Genomic DNA, 20,277 nt, shown 5'->3' on the forward strand with positions numbered 1-20,277 from the left:
GCCGTACGTCATCGCACACCGCCGAGGACACCGCCGAGCACATCGCCGAGCACCCCCGATGCGTAGCCCGACGTCAGTCGACGAGGATCTGCCCGGCCAGCAGTTCGGCACGGACGAGTTCCAGGAGGCGCCCCGTCCAGTTGCGGCCCCGGCCCCCGTTCTCACCCCAGAAGCCCGAGTCGGCCTCGTCGTAGAGCAGGGTCGCGTCACCGGTGGCGAGCAGGATCGCCGCGAGGTCGGGGTGCTGCTCGTACTTGGCCCGCAGCAGCCGGGCCATGACCGCCGTCCGGACCTGCTCCCAGCCTTCGCGCCGCGGCACCCCGGCCGCGACCGTACGGGCCTTCGCGCCCGACTCCGCCGCCACGACCGCGGTACGGGCCTCCGGTTCGGCGACGGACCGGGCCCAGTACGCGTGCGCCACCGACGCGTACGTGACGTCGCCGACGGTGATCGGCGCGGGATAGTCGTTGCGCAGGGCCTGCTTGCCCGGATCCTCGAGCGCGCGCTGCGGATACGAGTGGTAGATCTTGACCGCAGGGGCGAAGGACTCGACCGGCCCGTCGGCGGGCACCCGTGAAGGGGCCTTCGCGAGCCACTGCGCGCGGTCCTCGAAGTAAGCGACGGCTGCGGCGTACTCCTCCTGCGTGACCGTTTCCCCGCGCTCGTCCGGGGTCCGGCCGCCGGGCCCCGCCACCAGCACCTTGAGGGGGCGGTCCTTGCGGTCCATGTCGCCGAGCGCGTAGTGCCGCACGGTCTCGGGGACGGCCAGGTAGGCGGCCCGGGCGGCGGCCCGGTTGTCCTCCGTACGGTCCGCCATGAAGACGTCCACCGCGGCGAGGCAGCGGGCGGTCGAATCGGGACGGCCGTTCAGCTCGTCGACGGTGTCGCGGACTTCGGCGAGCAGCAGGTCCGGCGTCAGCCAGGTACACGGTTCACCGAACGTCCACGAGGCCAGGTCGTGCGCGGAGGCGCGCCCGCCGTCCGGAAGACTGGTGGCCACCCATCCGCAGCGGAGCTTCTGCTCGAACTCGTCGAGGGTGACCAGCTCCCAGCAGTCGACGAGACCGTCGGCATAGATGAAGAGGTCGGTGAGGAAGTAGGAGCCGCCGTTGCATATGAACGCGTGCCGCCAGGTGCCGGGTACGCGGACGCCGTCCGCCGTGCGATGGGTGATCCGATTGCCGATCATGCCGTGATGATGCCGGACGGACCGGCCGGGAAGCACCTCGATACCGGGCCGGGGCACCATGTGATGATGTGCGTCCACTCCGGGAGGCGATCGTGCTGAGCAGAGGCGCGCGATGGGCCGCGGCCGTGATGACCGCGGTCGGCATGCTGCTGCTCCAGGGCGCCGGCGCACCGAACGGTGGCCTCCCCCTTGCCAGGCCGCTGACGTCCGACGCCACCGGGGCGGTCGTATCCGACCGGGTCGGCACGTGGAACATGTGCAATCCGTGCGGGAGCGGGAACGACTTCGGCCGGGCGACGGAGATCGCCACCTACGCGCCGCAGGTCATCGCCCTGCAGGAGGCGTGCGTACGCAACGTCGAGCGGATCCGCAGGTACCTGGAGGAGCTCTACGGGCTGGTCTACCGGGTCGAGTACGGGACGGTCCTGCGGAACTGGAACCGCTGCGGGGGACTGCCGTGGCGGCCGGGCGGCTACGGCCAGGCGATCCTCTCGGCGGCGCCGATCACTGACCGGGTGAGCATCGAATACCCCGACGGTGGCTCCGAGGACCGCGGATACCTGGCCGTCACCACGCTGGTGAGCGGCCGGTCCGTCCGCGTCTTCAACACCCACCTCGCCGAGCGCCGGCAGGGCGAGGTGCGGGCGGGCCAGATTCAAGTGCTTGCCGCGGAAGTCGCCCGCTACGACCGTGCGATCGTCCTCGGCGACTTCAACGCCGTGCCGCACGCGCCCGAACTCGCCCCGATGTGGGCCCTGGCCCCGGACACGGACCCCGGCTGCCATCCCTCGACCACCGACGCTGACACGGACACCTGCACGGCGACCACCGACTGGGACAGCAAGTTCGACTACGTGTTCCTGCGCGGCATCACCCCGGGCACGCACCACGTCCGCCCCAGCCCGTACTCGGACCACCACGTGCTGTACACCGACCTGAACGACGGCATTTTTGTCGCAAGGGGCCGGGCCAGCCCTTCGTACGGTTGGCCGAGGCGATCGCCGACCGGATCGACGACGTCGTCCGGATCGACGACGTCGTCCGCGCCCGGTTCCGCGCCTACCTCCGCCGGCGCGGCACCAACGCCGTGATCCTGATCCCGGGGCGTGTCGAGCAACTCGCGGGCCGAGCCCGATGCCGGGCAGAACGGTCCTGCCACTTCGACAACGCCGTCTACCCGCGCCGCAACGCCTTCGAAAGCTGCGTCCCCCGTCTCGAGCAAGGGTGAGACATCGCCACCCGCTACGACGAGCCCCCGCCCGCTACCAGGCAGCCAGCGATCACCCTCGCCAGCACCCTCCCCTGGCTCGACAAGTGATCGACAAGTGATCGACAAGACGCTGTCCACGGGGTGCGTCAGCGGAACCGGTCGGCCACCGCGCGGAAGGACCGCTTGGGTGTCCACTGCCCGGTTTCGGCGTAGTCGCGCCGTGTTCCGGACGGATACGTCCTGACGAGCGCGAAGCTGGCGATGTCCAGGTCGTGGCAGCGTTGCGGGGAGTACGGGGAGTCGGGCGCGATGAAGTTGTAGACGAACGCCCCGTCCACGCGCTCGGCCGCATAGAGGTCCAGCAGCGCCCCGACCTCGGCGGCCTGCTCGCGCTCGTCGCGCACGTAGCCGTCCTTCACCAGGGGCGGTTCCCGCTCCCAGTCCACCGCGGTGAAGCCCGAACCGCCCCGCTCCGCGGCCCCCGTGAAGGTGCAGCAGCCGAACTCGGTGATGACGACCGGTTTGCCGTGTCGCTGCAGGGCGCGCAGCGCGCGGGTGTAACTGGTCGTGTTGTCGCCGTTGCGGTACAGGTTGGCGCCGACGACGTCGAAGCCGTGCCAGTCGACCTGCTCCCAGTCGCCGGAGCTGTAGGTGACCGGCCCGTGGAACAGCGGTCGGACGGTCCCCACCGCCCGGCCCAGGAAGGCGTTCAGCCGCTCCTGGTAGCCGGCCGACTCCGGGCGCCCCAACGCCTGACCGCGCTCCGCGTAGTCCTTTCCCGGCACCAGGCCGGACATGAAGATGGTCAACTCCGTGCCGACCGAGAGGCCCACGCAGGGATACCGGGTGCGCAGCGACTCCGCGGCGCGCGCCACCGAGCCGAGGAAAGCGAGGGTCTGCTCGGCGTCCTGGTCGAACTGCCGCGGCTCGAACCAGACGAACAGGCCGTGCGCGGCGGCGATCGACGCGGCCTCGACGAGCCGGTCGAGCCGGTGGCCGAGCAGGAGAACGGCGTTGCCGTGCAACTGCTCCTTGACGGCCGCGATCTCCCGGCGCACGTACTCCGTCCGCCAGACCTCACGGTCCGTGTCGAAGTTGACTCCCTTGTAGGTGAGCGATGCGGGTGTCCGCGAGGATGCCGTGGCTGCGGCGTCGTCCGCGTCGGGTGTCCGGGCACGTGCGCTGCCGGTGGCGGTGGCGGTGGCGTGGGCCGTGGCGGTGGTGCAGAGGGTGGAAGCGGCCGCGACACCGGCCAGCAGGGTCCGACGGCCGATCAGTGGTGAGGTCATGCCCCCCAGCCTCTACGGAGGGCGGGTCCCGGCCCATCGTCCGTAGGGATCGCACGCCGAGACCAAAGTCGCTCCGCGTCCCTCGGACGCTCCCGCGGCGGGCCGACCACCGGGATCCACTTCGCCGCCGACGGCAGCTGCTGGCCGCTCGCGTTTGTACCCACGCCGGGCCAAGCCGGTGAGGCGCCCGCATGCGAGCAGGTCATGCCCTGTTTACGGGTGCCCCGAGGTTCGGCCGTCCCAGGGGCACGCCGGATGTGGTCTGGCCGACAGGGCGTACTCGTCCCGGGCGATCCTGCACCACCTGGTCGGTGCAGGATCCGGGCGCTGATCCCGCAGCCCGCAGCCCATCCCGCAGCCCGCAGCCCAGGCCGCCGACCGCAAGCGGCTGACCCTGCCCGGCGGCCGTGCGCGGCCGGGCCACCCGCTACGACGTGACCGTCGCCCCCTCCCTCGCCGGACTCCACCTCGCCGTCCTCCTCATCAGGTCGGCGAGGTGCTCCGAAGGGCCCCGCCCAGTGCAGTGACCTGAGCCGAGCTGGCCGTCCAAGAGCTGGTCTCGGCCGTCGCCGACGTCGCCGACGTTGCCTACGAGCCGTCCGCCCGCCACTGGCTACGCCAGCCCGCTCCGGGCCGCTCGCCAAGGTCTCCTTGGAGCCGGTAGAACGAGCTCCTTCACCGGCCCGCCTTCCTCGTCCACCACGGCTTCGGCGACTGGACGCTCTCTGCGAAGCCGCGTCGCGGCCGACCCACACCAACGAAGGCATCGGCGCCGGCGTGGACACCGCGCCGGCTACGCTCCCGCAGGCGGTACCCTCCGGCGCAGCGGAAAGGGAACCGTGTTCCGCGCCACCTCGGCCGTACGAATCGGCCACGTCAGGGAGGTACCCCCGCATGAACCCGTATCTGCGCACCCCCACTGCTCTGACCGCGCTGGCGCTCGTCGCCACCCTCGCCGCCTGCGGCACCACCGAGGAGGGCAAGGCGAGCGGTAGCAACAGTGTCAGGATCGGCCTGCTGCTCCCCGAGAACGAGACCGCGCGGTACGAGAAGTTCGACAAGCCGCTGATGGAGAAGAAGGTCGCCCTGCTGACCCTCGGCAAGGGCAAGGTGGTCTATGCCAACGCGATGGGGGACGCGGCCAAGCAGAACGCCCAGGCCGATGCGATGATCGAGAGCAAGGTCGATGTGCTGGTCGTCGACGCGGTGGACTCCAAGGCGATCGCCGGCGCGGTGGCGAAGGCCAAGGCGGCGGGCATCCCGGTCGTCGCCTACGACCGCCTGGCCGAGGGCCCGGTCGATGCGTACGTCTCCTTCGACAACGAGGACATCGGCCGCCTCCAGGGCAAGACCCTGCTGGATTCCCTGGGCGACAGAGCCAGGAACGGGAAGATAGTCATGATGCACGGTGCCCTCACCGATCCCAACGCCGCCCGCTACAAGGCCGGCGCCCGCGCCGTCCTCGACGGCAAGGTGAACATCGGCAAGGAGTACGACACTGCCGAGTGGAAGCGGGAGAACGCGAGCGCCAACATGACGGCGGCGATGTCCGCGCTCGGCAAGGACAAGATCGTCGGCGTCTACTCCGCCAACGACGGCATGGCCGGCGGCATCATCTCCGCCCTCAAGGCCGCCGGCGTCTCCCCCCTGCCGCCGGTCACCGGGCAGGACGCCGAACTCGCCGGTGTGCAGCGAATAGTGGCGGGCGAGCAGTTCATGAGCGTCTACAAGCCCTACTCCCGCGAGGCCGAGGCCGCGGCCGAACTCGCCGTCCTCCTCGCCCAGGGCGAGAAGATCGACGGAATCATCAACCAGGTGGTCAGCAGCCCCACCACCAAGCGAGTCCCCGCCGTCCTCATCCTCGGCGTGTCCGTGACCCGCGACAACATCAGGAGCACCCTGGTCCTCGACAACGTCTACACCGTCGAGGAGATCTGCACCGAGGCCCTCAAGGCCGCGTGCGACGGGATCGGCCTGGAATAGGGCGGCAGCGGGCGGAGCTCCGACCCGGCCTGCTGGCACTCGTAGCGACGGACGGGCAGGCCCGGGGGCGGCGGGCCATGGTGCGGGGTTGCGTGGTCACGGGATGCCCCGGCGTCGGTCGTCCGAGGGTGGGCGGTCGGCGCCGGGGCATTCGTCATGCCGGTGTGCGGTTACCGGGGGCCGGGGCCGGGGCGGTGGCCGTGGTCGGGCCGGTCGTGGCCCGGCTTGCCGTGGTCGGGCTTCCCGTGACCCGGCTTGTCGTGGCCTGGGTGGTCGTGGTGCGGGGGCTTGGGCTGCTGCTTCCTGTCGACGGTGGTGGTTGAGGTGGCGGTGCTGGTGCCGGTGGCGCCGCCGCCGGTGACGGTGGCGGTGTTGGTGACCTGCTTCGGCGCGTTGCGGGTGATCTGAACGGTGAGGGTGAGGGGCGGGTAGCTGGCGCCGGGGGCGAGGATGTCGCTGCGGGTGCAGGACAGCGGGGTGAGGGTGCAGGTCCATCCGGTGCCGGAGAAGCTGACCGGGGTCAGGCCGGTGGGGAGGGTGTCGGTGAGGGTGACGGTGCTGCCGTCGGTGGGCAGGGTGCCGGTGTTGGTGACGGTGAGGGTGTAGGTCCCCTGCCTGCCCTGGGTGAACGTCCCGCCGGCGGTGAACTTGATCAGCGTCAGTGCCGGCGCCGGCTGGGGCACGACCCCGACCGCCACCCCGAACGGGAGGTCGCCGACGGGGACGGTGGTCACGACGGTGTTGGTGGCGGTGTCGATCACGGACACCGTGTCGTCGTTGGCGTTGGTGACGTAGGCGCGGGTGCCGTCCGGCGACAGCGCCACTTCTCGAGGCGCATCGCCGACGGGGATGGTGGCGACGACCGTGTTCGTCGCCGTGTTGATCACGGACACCGTGTCGCTGCCGGCGTTGATGACGTAGGCGCGGGTGCCGTCCCGCGACACCGCCACCCCCTGGGGCGCATCGCCGACGGGGATGGTGGCGACGACCGTGTTCGTCGCCCTGTCGATCACGGACACCGTGTCGTCGTCGGAATTGGTGACGTAGGCGCGGGCGCTGTCCGGCGACACCGCCACCCCGAACGGGAAGCCGCCGACGGGGATGGTGGCGACGACGGTGTTGGTGGCGGTCTTGATCACGGACACCGTGTCGTCGTCGGAATTGGTGACGTAGGCGCGGGCGCCGTTCGGCGACACCGCCACCCCGATGGGCGCATCGCCGACGGGGATGGTGGCGACGACCGTGTTCGTCGCCGTGTTGATCACGGACACCGTGTTGCCGCTGAAGTTGGTGACGTAGGCGCGGGTGCCGTTCGGCGAAACCGCCACTCCCAGGGGCTCAAGGCCGACGGGGATGGTGGCGACGACCGTGTCGGTCGCGGTGTTGATCACGGACACCGTGCCATCGGTGCGGTTGGTGACGTAGGCGCGGGTGCCGTTCGGCGACAGCGCCACTTCCCACGGCGCATCGCCGACGGGAACCGTGACCACCACCGTGTTCGTCGCAGTGTTGATCACCGACACCGTGTCATTGTTGAAGTTGGTGACGTAGGCGTAGGTGCCGGGCGGCACGGCCTGGGCCGCCTGCGGGGCCACCATGGGCAGGGCCAGGCCGGCCACTAGGACGAGACCTGCCACCAGCGCCCGCAACAACCCACCCCACCACGAGCGACGCACTCGTACACCAGGCGGCACCGACGACGGGAGGGCCTCCTGCGGGCCCACTCCCCTCACGGTTTGACAGATAGTCACAGCAATCCTCCCGACCGGGCTGACAGAACGGGACGGATTATGACAGGTCGCCACATTCGATACGGCGGGACGCGCGAGGGCCTGACCATGGGCTGGGGCGGTCGCCCGGACGTTCGTGCGCCCCACCGAGACCGCACCCGGTCCGGTGTCGCGACTGAACCGGAGGATCCGAGGCGCGGAGGCGGGCGACTGGACCCGGGCGCGGTGAGCACGACGGGCCGGGAGGGGACCCTCGGCCGACACGTCACTCGGCAGGGGGATCGCTCAGGAATTCGTTGATCCGGCGCAGGGTGGCGCACCCACAACGCTTACGTACGTGCCGTACGTGCCGTACGTGCCTGACGATCCCTCGGATGCCCGTAGGCATGTACGAAAACGGCCGTTTGCCCTCATGCCTGCTGCCTCGCTGGCACCCGAGGCAACCTCGGCGACGCCACTTTCACCACCCCGCCCTCCGTGCCCGCCACCCCCGGGTCCGGGGTCCATCCGGCGCCCGCCCGGCTTCGGGCGGTGGTCATGGACCGATGCCCGGCCGGGCTCTGCTGTCCTACGGGGCTGTCGGGCGGCCGGGGGCGATGATGCGGTGTGGGGATGCGCAGACGCGTTGGTAGCCGGGGGTGGGTCCGCGTCGGCCTACCCAGTCGAGTTCCCATCGGTGGAGCCGGTCCGCTTCCCCCACCCAGGTGTGGCTGCCCAGGTGGTCGCCCACGATGAGCTGCTCTGATTGCTCATGCGTCAGCTCTCCCGCGAGGACCCAGGAAACAGCGACTTCGGCCGCTTCCTGCGTCAGCTTCTCGTCCGCAAGGCCGAGAGCACCCCACTCATTCATGATCATGATCCTACGGAGACCAGGTCGCGGCGGCGCGGGAGAGTGCGGACCGGGAGCGGGCGGACCGGGGGCGGTTGCTGCGCCTGCTGAAGGCGAGCGACGAAACCGGCGACGACGGGACCGGCTTGGTGGGGGAGCGGTCGGATTTCGAGCGGATCGTCCCCCACGCGGTGGCTGCACTTCCGGGCTGCGAGTACCGCTGCCGGGCCACGGCTGCCTCCACCCGTGGACCACGGACGATCCGGCTCGCCCCGCCCACCCTGGCCGATGTTCGATTGATTACTCCAGGTGGTCGGTGGGGTAGATCGGCTACGCCCGATCCGAGCACCACCGGCAGAAGGAGAACGCTCATGTCCGACGACCAGCCCACCGAGGCCGCATCCGACGAGCCTGACACCCAGCAGATCGCCGCCGAGCCCGGCCAGCAGACTCTCGACAAGAAGTCCATCAAGGGGCAGGTCATCACCCACACGATCGTGAAGCCCCTGCCGGGAGGACAGACCGAGGCGTGAACCGTGCCGCGGACCCCCGTAGAGCCTCCAGCGTGGCTACGTCGCCCAGAAACGCCTCACCGGCCGAGAGGAGGAGGCCGGTGAGGAAGCCGAGGCGAGGGCGGCGGCTTGGTCGGCAGACCAGCTGCGCGGCTACCTCGGTGACGACGTTCTGGCCGTGCTGATGCAGGTTGCGGATTGACCGCAGATGGCCCGCCAGGGTGTCGGGTTGCAGCAGGCCGGTGTCGACCTGGCGGTGTTCCTGCCGCAGATGGGCTGGATGAACGCAGGGGTCCATCAGGCCGTCACCGCGAACGCGGCGCGCATCGAGGCGGGGGCACCGACCGGTGGGCCGGACTCCTGAAGACGACGATGCCGGGCGGCCTGGTCCGCGATGCGATCCTGGCGTCTCCGGCGTGGCCGGACAGGGCGGCCCCGACGGGCCGCCTCGATGCCGCCGGGATCGACGTCGCCCGGCTCCTCACCGACGCCCACCAAGCGGGGTCGGCGTGGAACAGGCCGTCGCCAAGGCCCCCGCCCGGGCGGAGACCGCCTCGGCCTCGACCGCCCCGGCGGCCACGTCCGCCGCCGCTCCTGCGCCAGCAGCAGGCCCCGGCCGTCATTGTCGCAGGCCGCCGCCGACCCGAAAACCAAGGAGGACGACGTAGTCAGCCAAGGCGTGGACGTGGGATGCCGGGTCGTCACCGGCTCCAGCACCCTGGGCACCGCGGCCCGCAACGCCCGCAACGCCGTGCGGCTGCTGTACAGCGGGCGCTGCGACGGTGACCGCAGCCGTGTAGCACGGTCAGGCCAGCCCGCTGACGGACACCGGCCTGTGGTCGTGTGACCACGGTCGGCGGCACCACCCGTCGGAACAGTTCATGGTCGGCTCACCCCGGTGGCCCTGCTGGTCGCCCGCATGCAGGACATCGGCGCGAGTGACGGCCCACGTACCGTCACTCTGCACCTGAACCGCCTGACAGCCCGCGCCTCCTGGAAGCGGGTCTCCGGGAGGGCCCCTCGTGGGCCGCCGCATCGACGCGACGCTCACCTCCGTGACTACACCGCCGTCCCCCATGCCGTGGTCTGGGCTGTCGAGGGGACCCTGGTTGTGGGGCGGCGGGGCCGGGAGGCAGAGGAGTTGTCTTGCTCGGTCGCGCCTCTTTCACTCTTTGGTGGTGTTTTGTCTGTGTGGGGTGGGGGAGTAACGGGTTGCTGCCGGCCGCGGTGTTCGCGGGCTGGGGTGGATCGGAAAGGCGTGTCATGGCTCAGGGGACTGTGAAGTGGTTCAACGCGGAGAAGGGGTTCGGGTTCATTTCGCCGGATGACGGTACTCCGGACGTGTTCGTGCATTTCTCCGAGATCGATGCGTCCGGGTTCCGGTCGCTTGAGGAGAACCAGCGGGTGGAGTTCACCACTGGCCAGGGCCCCAAGGGTCCCCAGGCGCAGCAGGTCCGCCCCATCTGATCCTCTGTTGCCTGACAGCGGCTGCGGAACCCGACCCTGGCCCGGCCTTTGCGTCCTACGGCCAGTTGCGGAGTTCAGGGTGTGTCGGCGGTCACGGCCGCGCCAGTCGACGCCGAGTTCGGCGAGGACGGAGAAGTGGGCGCGTCAAGCTCGTCGCGGCGGGCTTTCCGGTTGCTGATCCAGATACCGATGAGGTGTTCGGTGCCGCCGGGGAGCCGCTCGACGACGGCCCACCCTGGCGTTCCGCCTTCCCGCGCGGTGTACTGCGTGAAGGCTAGAGCCCTTCTCTACGGCCGTACCGCTTGTATGCCCTGCCCTGCCCTGCCCTGCCCTGCCCCGCCCCGCCGCGGTCGTCTTCGTTGCTGTCTTGCGGGTGCGTGGGGCCTTTTTGACGCCAAGGCGGCCGAGCCGGCGCTGCTGCTCGGGGCTCAGCTACGGGCTGTCCGGCCGATCATGCTGCGCATGGCGCATCAATGGTTGTGGCGTGCGGAGGATCAGGCTGAGCGATGAGCTCGTGAACCTGTCACTCGGAATGGACGCTTCGAGGCACGGGGCACTGGATGCGACACGGTCGTGCCAGGGTCCCTGAGGATCGTCCGCTATTCCTCGCTGGGCCCGTGCGGGCGAAGACTGTGCAGGTTGGCTGCCACTGTTTTCTCAACGGATGCTCTTCACCCACTGTCCGCATCGCATCGCGCAGGGTCCGCTCGTACAGGGAGTCGGCGAGGTCCAAGGCCCCCGCTGATTCGTAAGCGTTGGCGAGGTTGTTGCGGGAGGCAAGCGTGTCCAGGTGGTCATCGCCGCACATCCGCTCGCGTTCCCTTAGATTCCTCTGGAACAGCCGGATGGCCAGCCCCAGGTTGTCCGCCGCGTAATGGGTGAAGGCGAGCATGTCGCGGCAGATGAGCGTGTTGGGGTTGTCCTCGCCCCAAAGTCGCTCCATGTCGTCCAGGGTCCGCTCGAACAGCTGCATGGCGGGATTTAGGTTCCCCACCGCGTGCTGGGTGGAGGCGAGGTTGTAACGGTAGGCGACGGTCGAAGGATCGTCTTCGCCCAGTGTCCGCACCGCGCTGTTCAGGTTCTGCTCGTACAGGGGGATAGCCAGACCCATGCGCCCCGCCGATGCGTAGGCGCCGGCGAGGTTGTTGCGGCAGGCGAGCGTGTCCATGTGGTCGTCGCCCAGCACCCGCGCCATATCGTTCAGCGTCCGTTCGAACAGCGGGATCGCCCGGTCCAGGTCGCCCTTGTAGTAGGCAGAGGCGAGGTTGTTGCGGCAGATGAGAGTGTCGCGGTGGTCCTCACCCAGCACCCGCACCGAATCGTTGAGGGTCTGCTCGTAGAGGGGGATGGCGCGACTCAGGTCACCTGCTGATTCGTAGGCTCCGGCGAGGTTGTTCCGAGAAGCGAGTGCCTTGTGGTCGTCGGCGCCCAGAATCCTCACCCGTGCGTCGAGGGCGCGCTCCAGGTAGGCGGTGGCGCGTCCGTCCTGGCCCTGACCGCTGAGAAAGAGCCCGGCCCCGTTGAGCACCACGGCGGCGTCCGGAGTGTCGGCGTCGGGCGGTGTACGGCTGGTGAGGGCATCGATGTGAGGGAGCAGGGAGCGCCAGACGGGCCAGGTGGACGGTTCCAGGGCCGGGATGGAACTGCGAAGGAGGGCGGTGGCGCGGTGGAGGGCGGCGGTGATGTCGTCGTCCTGACGGTGAGGGTCGTGAGGGTCCGGTGTGCGGGCGACGGCTTGAACGAGGCGGTGGACGGCCAGGCCGTGGTCGCTGGTGGTGATCATGCTGTAAGCGGCGAGGCGCCTTGTTGCGCGTTGAACGGCGACGGGGGCGTCGAGGGGGTCCAGGAGGGTGCGGGGGATGCCGGCGGGCGCGTACCAGGCGAGGGTGCGCAGGATCTGTCCGGCGAGGGGGGTGTCGGCGATGCGGTCGAGGGTGATGCGCCAGATCCGGGCGATGGTGCGCTCGCTGTCGTGGCCCTCGCCCGCTTCGAGGTACATGTCGGCGGGATGGTCGGCGAGCAGGCGCAGGTAGGCGCGGACGGTGATCCCGGATTCGGCGATGTAGGCGCCGGCTTGTTCGACGGCGAGTGGCAGGTGACCGAGTTCGTCGCAGAGCTCGGCGGCGCCGTCCAGGCCGAAGGCGCGGCTGCCGCCTTGGGTGAGAGTGTGGGTCAGCAGCTCGAGAGACTCCTGCGGGGCGAGGACATCGAGAGGGATCTGGGTGGCGGTGTCGTGCCAGCCCGAGGAGCGGCGGCTGGTGATCAGAACCCGGCCGGTGGTAGCACGGGCGAGCAGAGGAGCGATATCGCCGATGTTGTCGACGTTGTCGAGGATCAGCAGCCAACTGGAGTGAGTGGCGAGCCACTGCACGGCGCGTTCGGTGAGCTGCCCGGCCGGGAGTTGGGCGAGGGCAGGCTGCAGGGCGGCGGCCAGTGCCGCAAGGCCCGCGTCGAGGCTGGCGGGGCTGTCGGCGGCGATCCACCAGATGGGATTGTCCGTGCCGGCGCGGGTGCGGGCCCAGTGCGCGGCGAGTGTGCTCTTGCCGACGCCGCCGAGGCCGTGCAGGGCCTGCACCACCGCAGCACCTGTTTCGTCGAGTGTCGCGTCCAGCAGGCCCAGTTCGCGGGTGCGTCCGGTGAACGCGGCGTGCCTGGCAGGCAGGCCCACCAGCCCCGGCGGGGCGTCGACCTCCGCAGGCGGGCGTAGCTCCCCCTGCGGTACCTGAACGATCGTGGCGTTGGCGCCGGTACTGGCGACGCCGAGGAACGGCGCTCCCTGGGTGTTGATCGCGATGGCCCCGTCACCCGAGGCGATGGTGTCGCCCGACCCAGGCCCGGTCGCCTGCACGGCCGGCGCCGGGTCGGGGTTTGTGCCCAGCGGCCACTTCACGGCGTTGGCCCGCCTGGCTGGTCCCCGGTGGTGACATCGCCCTTGATTTTGCCGCGGAGGGCGGCGGCCCGGTCGCCCGAGGCCACCACGGACCCTGGCGGCACGGGCTCCGGGTTGCCCGGCGCGGAGGGCGGCTGCCCGCCTGCAGGAGGCATGGCCGGCCCACCCCGGTTGCCCGTCGTGATGTTCCCCTTGATGTCGCCTTCGACCGCGACCGCCCGGTTGCCGGACGCGATGACCGTCGCCGGTGGCGGCGGGTCGGCCGTGGTCGTGGGGGAGGCCGCGAAGCTCTGGCCCCACAGGACGGCGAGGGCGGCCACGGCTGCGCCGAGTGCGGAGGCTACCGCCCAGCGCGTACCAGGGTCCTGTATCACCGACGGCAGCACCCACAGCCCGCACACCACCGACGGCGTGGCGAACGCCAGCACCGTCACCCCGGCTGCCGTGAACCAGCGCCAAGAACGTGTCAACAGACCCACCCCCGAATCTCCATCGACTCGATGTCCCCGCGATGTGACCTACCATCACCGCTGCTCCGCGAAACCATCCGCAGCCCGGGCCGCGACAGCGGCCTGCGGCTTCCTCCCGGCCACTCGTCGCTCGACGCATAGACCAGGATGATGCCGAAGCCGTGTTCGCCCTCAGGTGGGGCTGGCCGCGTTCTTCAGCACCCTGGTCCGCCTTCCCTTCCAGCTCTACACCCGCCCTGACCCAGCCATCCCCGCAGCCAACCCCGCAGCACTACGCGATTGTCCCGTCTCAGGAGCTCGTCAGAGAGACATGGGAACGTCTCGCGGACCAGAGGAAGATGCCGCGTCGCAGTGACATTCACTTGGCCGACTGATCACATGACGGCATGGCAAACTCCGCCCCAGAGCGACCTCGACTCGTGCGCCCTGCTCTCGACCAACCGGGTTGATCGAGAGCAGCTGAACCATTTCTCCGGGTGGCGATGCCTCAGGAGTTCGTACGGGTCGCTGTAGCACTCACGGTCGCTGACGTCGAAGGGCGTGCACGTCGTCGTGACCGTGAACCTGGGGAGGGGTAGGGAGGTGGCCGCCTTGGCCTCCAGTTCGGTGCTGAGGCGGTCGGCGTCGCGGGAAGCGAGCCAGGTCTGGGTGTACGGACTGAGGCGAAGCAGCGTGTGGCAGGACCCATCTGACGTCCGCGCTTCGACATGGACCCCCTCGTGCGTAGGTGTCATGCCGACGTCGTTGGATTGGAGAGGTCGAGGTTCGCCGCAGGGTGGGTGAGTAGCGCGTAGGCCGGCTGCCGGAAACCGAGGATCACTGCCGTCTCGCAGTGCAGCCAGCCCTCGTGGGCGTAGGGGTGGGCGTAGGCCGCTGCGACCAGCTCGGGGCCGTGATCCAGCGGCGGAGCGCCCTCTCGCTCCTCTCACTCAGGCCGGTGAACACGTCGCCTGCGTCAGACGTATTCAGGACGATGTCGTGGCCGTGAGGGGCCCTCGAGGCAGACAGCCACGCCGCAGGTGACTCGATCTGTCATGTGATGCACGCCACACTTGCGCCAGTGAACTTCTTTGCCGATCGGACGCCCTGCCACGCCCTGGAAGAGGAAGCCTTTTCACACGTCTAGAGGGAGTTACTTCGTGTCCACACCCAGGGATGCCCGTCGACGAGCACTCAATCTCGTGGGCCGTGCTGCGGCGTACCTGCCGCAGGCTCTTGCCTCGTCACTGGACAGCAGCTGGCCAGGCCGCCTCGCAACGCGCGTCTGGCGCAGTCGGCCAGACCGTCTGCAGCTGGGAAGTGCGCACACGAAGGCGATCGACTCGCTCGCACTCTTGGTGGCCGCAACCTGGGCGTCACGCACGTCAAAGCCTGACAGGGACCCGAGGGACGGTGGGCGGCTGGACGAGGGCTGGCCTACCGAACTTCAGTTCCCACTCAAAGGCGTTTGGTCCGCCAGCTCGGTTGTTTGGCCAGCCGCCCCGTCCGCTGCTGTCGGACAACCAGCGCGCCTGCGGCCCGCTCTTTCTCCGTGTCAGCCAGCGAACACCCAGCCCACTTCGGCAAACGACGGGCCAGCCACGCCCACACCTGACGGGCAGCGCCGACCTTCCGACCGGCCGGCACTGCCTGTCCGCCAACCGGGTCGAGCCCTTAAGCAGCTCTCCGAGTCGAAGCAGCTGATCACGGTACGCATCCTGAACCCTGACGAAGGCGAAGACCTCGCGCAAATGTTCATCCACGGCCCGAATGGAGCCATGGCCTCACCAACGGTGACGCTGTACCGGGACGGCAGCGTAGGTACAAGTGGTCCCCAAACCTACGCTCCGTGTGAGAGCCCACAGCAGCGGGCCGCCTTGATCTCACTGAGCGACCAAATCGCGCAACGCTCCCCGGCCGTACGTGCACTGGAAGCACGACAGGCAGCACTGACCGGGCTCGACGACCTGCTGGAATCCTTTGCCACCGACGTGCTGGGGCTGTGGCGCAGCACCCGCTGGACGGAAGCCGTATCAACTGCTCTGCTGGGCGATTGGGTCCAGCCGCTGCACGAAGGCATGCGCCTCGACGAAACCTCCGTAGTCCGACTCCGTGCCGACGCCCAGACTGCGCACCGCCACCTGACACCTGTATGGCGCCGCCGCACCCGTCATGGCCGAGTCCTGCTGCTCGACACCCCGCTGGGCGACGGCCTAACCCTCTACGACCTGGCGGCCGGGACACCATCCCCAGTGAATGCCACCCTGGCCGACATCGATCCGGACAACGCCCGGCTCGCCTCCCTCATCCGAGCGCTGCTACCGGCTGAGCGCACCATTGCCATGGCATGGGCCCATCCGCAGGTGTCCACTTGGACCGAGGCTGCTCAGCACGCAGGCGCGGATGAACCCACTGCCGCCGGAGAACGCGTCAGGCGCAAGGTCCGCCGCATCGCTGCCGAGCTCGAACGCCGCCAAGTCCAGGCGGTGCGGGGCCCCGGGAGCCGGCCGTGAGCCTCCTCATTGCAGCGGCGCCAGAGTTCCTGGGAAGCGTTGCCGCATCCTTGGTCGTCGCTAGTGTCACTGCGGTCGCCCGCAGGTTTCGCCGACGGCACGCTGCGGGGACAGCCTCCGAGGACGGACCCGATTGAACCGGTGCGCCTGGATCTGGTGTCCCGTCTCAGCGAAGTTCGACCAGTCTCAGTGAACCTGACCTCCACTGCCAGTCAGGCCGGGTGGAGCACCGCCGTGGCGATCTCACGCACGTGGTCCTGCGTGATGCCGGCGCGCTGTTCGAAGGCGAGCGGGTGGTCTGTGGGCTCCAGTTCGATGACGGGCCACTGGCCAACTGGTCGAGTGTGGGCGTTGGTCTTCAGGTTGGTTTTGCTCTCGGGATGGAGCGCGAGCTCGGTGCTGAGCCAGCCGAAGTACGGCTTCTCGGCCTCGCGGCTCTCCGTGTTCCACACCTCAAGAGCGCGGGCGAAAGCGTCCCTGCTCAGAGAGACCCAGACGCCCCAGGAGAAGACGTCCTGGCTGCCGACGGAGCTCGCACTTCGTGCTCCTGCGCGTCCGCCTCGCGGGCCGGCGGCCCAAACCCGCTGCCGACGGCACGATCCCGTTGTCCTGGCTGATCGCGCAATGGCCCGAAGGGCACGACGAGCCCGTCAGGTATTGGATCTCGAACCTGCCCGACGGCATCCCCGCAGCACCGGCGCCGGCGTGCTGGCGGTGGGTGGCTAGCGGGTCGACCGGCCCGGGCACGAGCGTGCCGGGCCGTCCCCCTGAGCCTGCGGGCCGGTACGGCGGTGTTGAGCACGGCCCTTTGCGCCGCGCAGCAGAAGTAGTCGACGGACCCGGAGGGTTGCAGAAGGCAGGGTCGTGCAACATGCCCGTACGGGTGGCGTGGGGCTGCCCGCCTCGCGCAGCTCGAAGAGAATCCGCCGACCGTCACTGCGCACCCCCGACCGCATTGGCGGCACAAGGGAGTGCGCTTCCACGGTCCGAGCTGCGCATCAGCTTGATGCCATGCCGGCCGGACCATCGTTCCTGCCTCCCTGCGGCGGCTGCTGTTGCGCGTCGTTCCGGCAGAGCGGGCAGCCGCAACTGCCGTACTCCCGGCGGCGAGTGGCCCCAAGCCGTCCCTGCCGGGTCAGGGGGCAGTACGAACCGTGGCTCTAGACCCCACCGGTTCACTGCTGGCAGCGCCCGAAGGTCACGACGTACGTTCCTGCCTGGCTCGCGCCGGCCCCGGCCGGGTCAGCCGACCCCGGCTGGGCCCAGGCCCCGATCTCTCGCATCGACGGGTCGAGGATGATCTGGCGGTGGCCCCACGTGCTCACGTTCATCCACCAGTTGACCGCGGCATTCGGGGTCCCCGAGCCGCCCCAGCCGGTGTACGTGATCTCGGCGACGGCCCATGACCTGGGGTTCGGGCAGTAGCCCGCGGCTTTGATCCGGCTCTGCGGTGTCGAACCGGTCTGCGGGTTGCGGTGCGAATCCTTACCCGGTCCCCACCACTTCAGCTGCACGGCGGCGGCGGAGTGCTGCTGCGCCGCAGTCGTCAGCGCCTGGTTCGTGGTGAGGGCGGGCAGGCCCCTCTGCGTGCGCTGGTTGTTGATGAGGCACACCAGTGCGTTGCGTACGGCGCTGTCGTTGCTGCTGTTCGGGGCTCGGGCAGCGGCCGCCGCGTCGCACGCGACGGCTGTCGCCGGTGCGGCCGATACCGGTACCAGTGCGGCCGACAGGACTCCGGCCACAGCGAGACCCCGTGCGGTTCTGACGAAAGAAGCGTGCCTGTTCAAGGAGGTCCACCTCCTGCGAACACGAACAGTGGTTTCCAGCAGCGGAGGCGCCACGTCGCGCAAGTGGCGGCACGTGGCTCGGCCTACCGCTACGGCTTCTCTTCCAGGCTGCCAGCCGATGCGCCGACCCGCCATCCAGGCCCCGGGTGGACGTACGGGCGCGCTCGCCGATATGCCCGAGCGGCCGCGGCGGAAACTGTCGTCCCTGCTGAATTCGCTGAAGGCTCGTCTCGAGGCGTGCAGCGATCCAGGACGTCGCCGGGGAACTGGCGAGGTCCGCCTGGCTGCGGTGCCGGGCATGGCCGCGCGGCCTGCGGGTTCGGAGCGGGAGAGGGTCTCGGGAGCACCTCGGCCACGGTCCTCCACTGAGGGGGCATTCCTTCGGCCTCGCCCGCGCGCCCAAGGCCGTCTGACAGCGCGTTCTACGTAATGCCGTCGTGCCGGCGTCGGCAGCGTTCGAGCCAGTCGGGTCACGTACGGGTACAGGTACGGGTACGGGTACGGCTGACCCCTCCTCCACCAGGTCCGCATCGGAGACGGCCGTGATCCTGTCGTTCCCTCCCGGAACGCCTGAACCACACCACGGATGAACTCAACCCCATCCGACCATCACCCCCCCTCAGGCACCCCGCGGACGTACAAGCCGAAACGGCCTGCCGGAGAACCGACGGGCCGTCACGAAGGGGCGGGGCTAGTTGTGGAACCGCACCCTCACCAGGTAGCAGTCATCGGGAACGCGGCGCAGGTAGTCATCGGCATACGCGAAATATGCGCTTCCGTCGGTATCCTCGTCGAACACCTCCGAGGCTATGTCGAGCCAACGGCCGTCCAACGTGAGGAGTGCGTCCGACGGGTTCACCTCCGAGCTCAGTCGCCGGACGTAGAGGTCCTCCGGCTCGGCGAACCAGCGGAGCGGGTCGCCCTTGCCGACAACGACAGCAGCCACTTCGGGATTCGCGGAAATGGCCCGAATGACGTCCTGCTGCTCGTACGTTCCACGGAACCGATCGTCCGGCCCCGGCCCGTGGACCGAGTGGTACTCCCAGCGGAGTTCGTGCAAGGGGCGGCCCGGCGGGAAGGCTCGCGCGAAGTCGTTCCATACCCTCCACTCCGCGTGTGCCTGACCGGCGACCGCGTCCCGCTTGGTGTCGAGGTCCAGGAGCCGGCGCGGACCCCCGTCGCACCGCGACGGAGGCAGGGGCACCCGCGCCGAAGGGCTCGGGGGCTCCACGATGCGGATCAGCTGGGGGTCGGACTCCGCCCCCGGCCGCACCGCGAAGGAAGCCCGGCCGGTACCGAGGGACCAGACGTCCCATTCCGCCTGCTCCCACGGCACGTCTTCCGACATCCTGTCGAACGGCGCCATGGCACGCGTGACCGCTGCACGGACTTGCTGCACGTCCGTTGGAGGCAGACATACGGTGAGGGCCTCGTAGGCCATGACAGATACTCCTTCAATTGCTGGCGGATGCTCAGACCAGCGGGGTCGGTGGGGCAACGGTGTTGTTTCGGAACTGGACCGGGTCGATGGAGCCGAGGAGCGCTTCCACGAGCCCCTTCTCTGCCCGGCTGGTGGTCCTGCTGCGCCCAGTAAACGTCCAACTCGGCGCAGGCGGCGAGCTGCGCCCGGTCGTTCCGGTCCCGCCTGCCGACACGAAGCCGTTCCAGACCCACCTCGGCGCGCCGGTCCACGATGCGACCGAGCTCGGTCCATCTGGCTTCGATCACTTCCTTCGGCAGCGCTTGTTAGCGAGTCTCGGTACTGACTCACTTCCGTGGAGCCTGCGCCGCGAGTAGCGGTTGGAGGCTGCGCCTGCTGACACCTCGGGTCGTTGGAAGAGATCGTGCTCCGGCTGGAGGAGCTGCTGTTTCGGTCGATCACGGACGTCGTGGGTATCGCGGATAGGGCGGGCCGCCCACGCTGTCGTCCGGCCTGCCACGGCACCGAGCTGCCACATCCACGCTACGGAGAGCCCTTCCGGCCTGGGTGAAGCGGGTGCTCAAGCCCCTCATCAGCGGTCCGTCGATGCCTCCGGGCCCGGTGCCCCCCCGGATCATCAACCGCAACAAGGGGGAAGTCATGCCGGCCCCGAAGGCCGGAGGCCCCATTGCTGAGCCGCGAAAAGGTAACGGGGGGAGAGACGCGCGAGCCGCCACTCGTGCAGAAACGTCACCGTTGGTTCACCAGCGCCCCCGGCCGGCGAAGCGTGCCCGGCGGGTTCGTACTCCGCCGGGGTGACCTTGCGGAGCTCAAGGGCGACCGCGTCCGCGGAGCGTCCACCCCGCCCTGGTCGCCGAGGTCAGCGATGACCGTGCCGTCGGCCGTGCCGTCGACCGCGCCCGTCGGCCGCGGCGGCATCTACCGCCACCCGATCCACTTGCGCGCCTGTGCCCGGACGTGACGACGCAGGACGCACCCCCTCGGCATG

At 69.6% G+C, this 20,277-nt stretch carries 15 protein-coding genes and 1 pseudogene; 7 read left to right on the plus strand and 9 right to left on the minus strand.

Features of this window, described 5'->3' with window-relative positions; translation table 11 throughout:
- Positions 1-73 precede the first annotated feature (73 nt).
- Positions 74-1,189 (minus strand): NADAR family protein, encoded by a 1,116-nt coding sequence (locus OG594_RS22600; protein WP_266601811.1) that lies wholly within the window; start codon positions 1,187-1,189, stop codon positions 74-76.
- Positions 1,190-1,317: 128 nt separating this feature from the next.
- Here OG594_RS22600 and OG594_RS22605 point away from each other — a divergent pair, with 128 nt between their 5' ends.
- Positions 1,318-2,280 carry an endonuclease/exonuclease/phosphatase family protein gene (locus tag OG594_RS22605; protein WP_266603123.1) on the plus strand — a complete coding sequence of 321 codons (963 nt, stop codon included), beginning with the start codon at positions 1,318-1,320 and terminating at the stop codon, positions 2,278-2,280.
- Between the two features lie 265 nt (positions 2,281-2,545).
- Here the strand turns inward: OG594_RS22605 and OG594_RS22610 are convergent, their stop codons facing one another.
- The gene (locus OG594_RS22610; RefSeq protein WP_266601813.1) at positions 2,546-3,688 is read right to left on the minus strand and encodes an abortive infection protein; all 1,143 of its coding nucleotides are present in this window, start codon (positions 3,686-3,688) and stop codon (positions 2,546-2,548) included.
- Positions 3,689-3,766: 78 nt separating this feature from the next.
- Between OG594_RS22610 and OG594_RS22615 the strand changes: the two are divergent.
- Positions 3,767-3,995 (plus strand): annotated as a pseudogene (locus tag OG594_RS22615) (IS5/IS1182 family transposase); the annotation flags it as partial.
- Positions 3,996-4,582: 587 nt separating this feature from the next.
- Positions 4,583-5,671 (plus strand): substrate-binding domain-containing protein, encoded by a 1,089-nt coding sequence (locus tag OG594_RS22620; protein ID WP_266601815.1) that lies wholly within the window; start codon positions 4,583-4,585, stop codon positions 5,669-5,671.
- 170 nt (positions 5,672-5,841) lie between these two features.
- Here the strand turns inward: OG594_RS22620 and OG594_RS22625 are convergent, their stop codons facing one another.
- On the minus strand, positions 5,842-7,308 hold the full coding sequence (locus tag OG594_RS22625) for a beta-propeller fold lactonase family protein (RefSeq protein ID WP_266601817.1): 1,467 nt from the start codon (positions 7,306-7,308) through the stop codon (positions 5,842-5,844).
- A gap of 661 nt (positions 7,309-7,969) precedes the next feature.
- Positions 7,970-8,251: a hypothetical protein gene (locus OG594_RS22630; RefSeq protein WP_266601819.1), complete on the minus strand. Its 282-nt coding sequence runs from the start codon at positions 8,249-8,251 to the stop codon at positions 7,970-7,972.
- A 350-nt stretch (positions 8,252-8,601) separates the two neighbouring features.
- Here OG594_RS22630 and OG594_RS22635 point away from each other — a divergent pair, with 350 nt between their 5' ends.
- The 3 genes from OG594_RS22635 to OG594_RS22645 all read left to right on the plus strand — a co-directional run bounded on the left by OG594_RS22635 (position 8,602) and on the right by OG594_RS22645 (position 10,209).
- Positions 8,602-8,763 carry a hypothetical protein gene (locus OG594_RS22635; protein ID WP_266601821.1) on the plus strand — a complete coding sequence of 54 codons (162 nt, stop codon included), beginning with the start codon at positions 8,602-8,604 and terminating at the stop codon, positions 8,761-8,763.
- Between the two features lie 187 nt (positions 8,764-8,950).
- Positions 8,951-9,106 (plus strand): hypothetical protein, encoded by a 156-nt coding sequence (locus OG594_RS22640; RefSeq protein WP_266601823.1) that lies wholly within the window; start codon positions 8,951-8,953, stop codon positions 9,104-9,106.
- Positions 9,107-10,005: 899 nt separating this feature from the next.
- Positions 10,006-10,209, plus strand: a complete 204-nt coding sequence (locus OG594_RS22645; RefSeq protein WP_030832902.1) for a cold-shock protein — start codon at positions 10,006-10,008, stop codon at positions 10,207-10,209.
- 523 nt (positions 10,210-10,732) lie between these two features.
- Here OG594_RS22645 and fxsT read toward each other — a convergent pair.
- Entirely contained in the window at positions 10,733-13,099 is a 2,367-nt protein-coding gene (gene fxsT, locus OG594_RS22650) for an FxSxx-COOH system tetratricopeptide repeat protein (protein WP_266601825.1), read from the minus strand.
- Complete coding sequence (locus OG594_RS22655; protein ID WP_266601827.1) at positions 13,096-13,569, minus strand: hypothetical protein; 474 nt, start codon at positions 13,567-13,569, stop codon at positions 13,096-13,098. Before OG594_RS22655 ends, fxsT begins: the two co-directional genes overlap by 4 nt.
- Positions 13,570-15,425: 1,856 nt before the next feature.
- Here OG594_RS22655 and OG594_RS22660 point away from each other — a divergent pair.
- A complete protein-coding gene (locus OG594_RS22660) occupies positions 15,426-16,061 on the plus strand; it encodes a hypothetical protein (protein WP_266601829.1) in 636 nt (211 codons plus the stop codon).
- 212 nt (positions 16,062-16,273) lie between these two features.
- Here the strand turns inward: OG594_RS22660 and OG594_RS22665 are convergent, their stop codons facing one another.
- From OG594_RS22665 to OG594_RS22675, 3 genes are all read right to left on the minus strand, one after another.
- Positions 16,274-16,546: a DUF2199 domain-containing protein gene (locus tag OG594_RS22665; RefSeq protein ID WP_266603126.1), complete on the minus strand. Its 273-nt coding sequence runs from the start codon at positions 16,544-16,546 to the stop codon at positions 16,274-16,276.
- Positions 16,547-17,236: 690 nt separating this feature from the next.
- The gene (locus OG594_RS22670) at positions 17,237-17,803 is read right to left on the minus strand and encodes a CAP domain-containing protein (RefSeq protein WP_266601831.1); all 567 of its coding nucleotides are present in this window, start codon (positions 17,801-17,803) and stop codon (positions 17,237-17,239) included.
- A gap of 736 nt (positions 17,804-18,539) precedes the next feature.
- The gene (locus tag OG594_RS22675; protein WP_266601833.1) at positions 18,540-19,289 is read right to left on the minus strand and encodes a hypothetical protein; all 750 of its coding nucleotides are present in this window, start codon (positions 19,287-19,289) and stop codon (positions 18,540-18,542) included.
- Positions 19,290-20,277 lie beyond the last annotated feature (988 nt).

Source organism: Streptomyces sp. NBC_01214 (assembly GCF_026340975.1).
Lineage (GTDB): Bacteria > Actinomycetota > Actinomycetes > Streptomycetales > Streptomycetaceae > Streptomyces.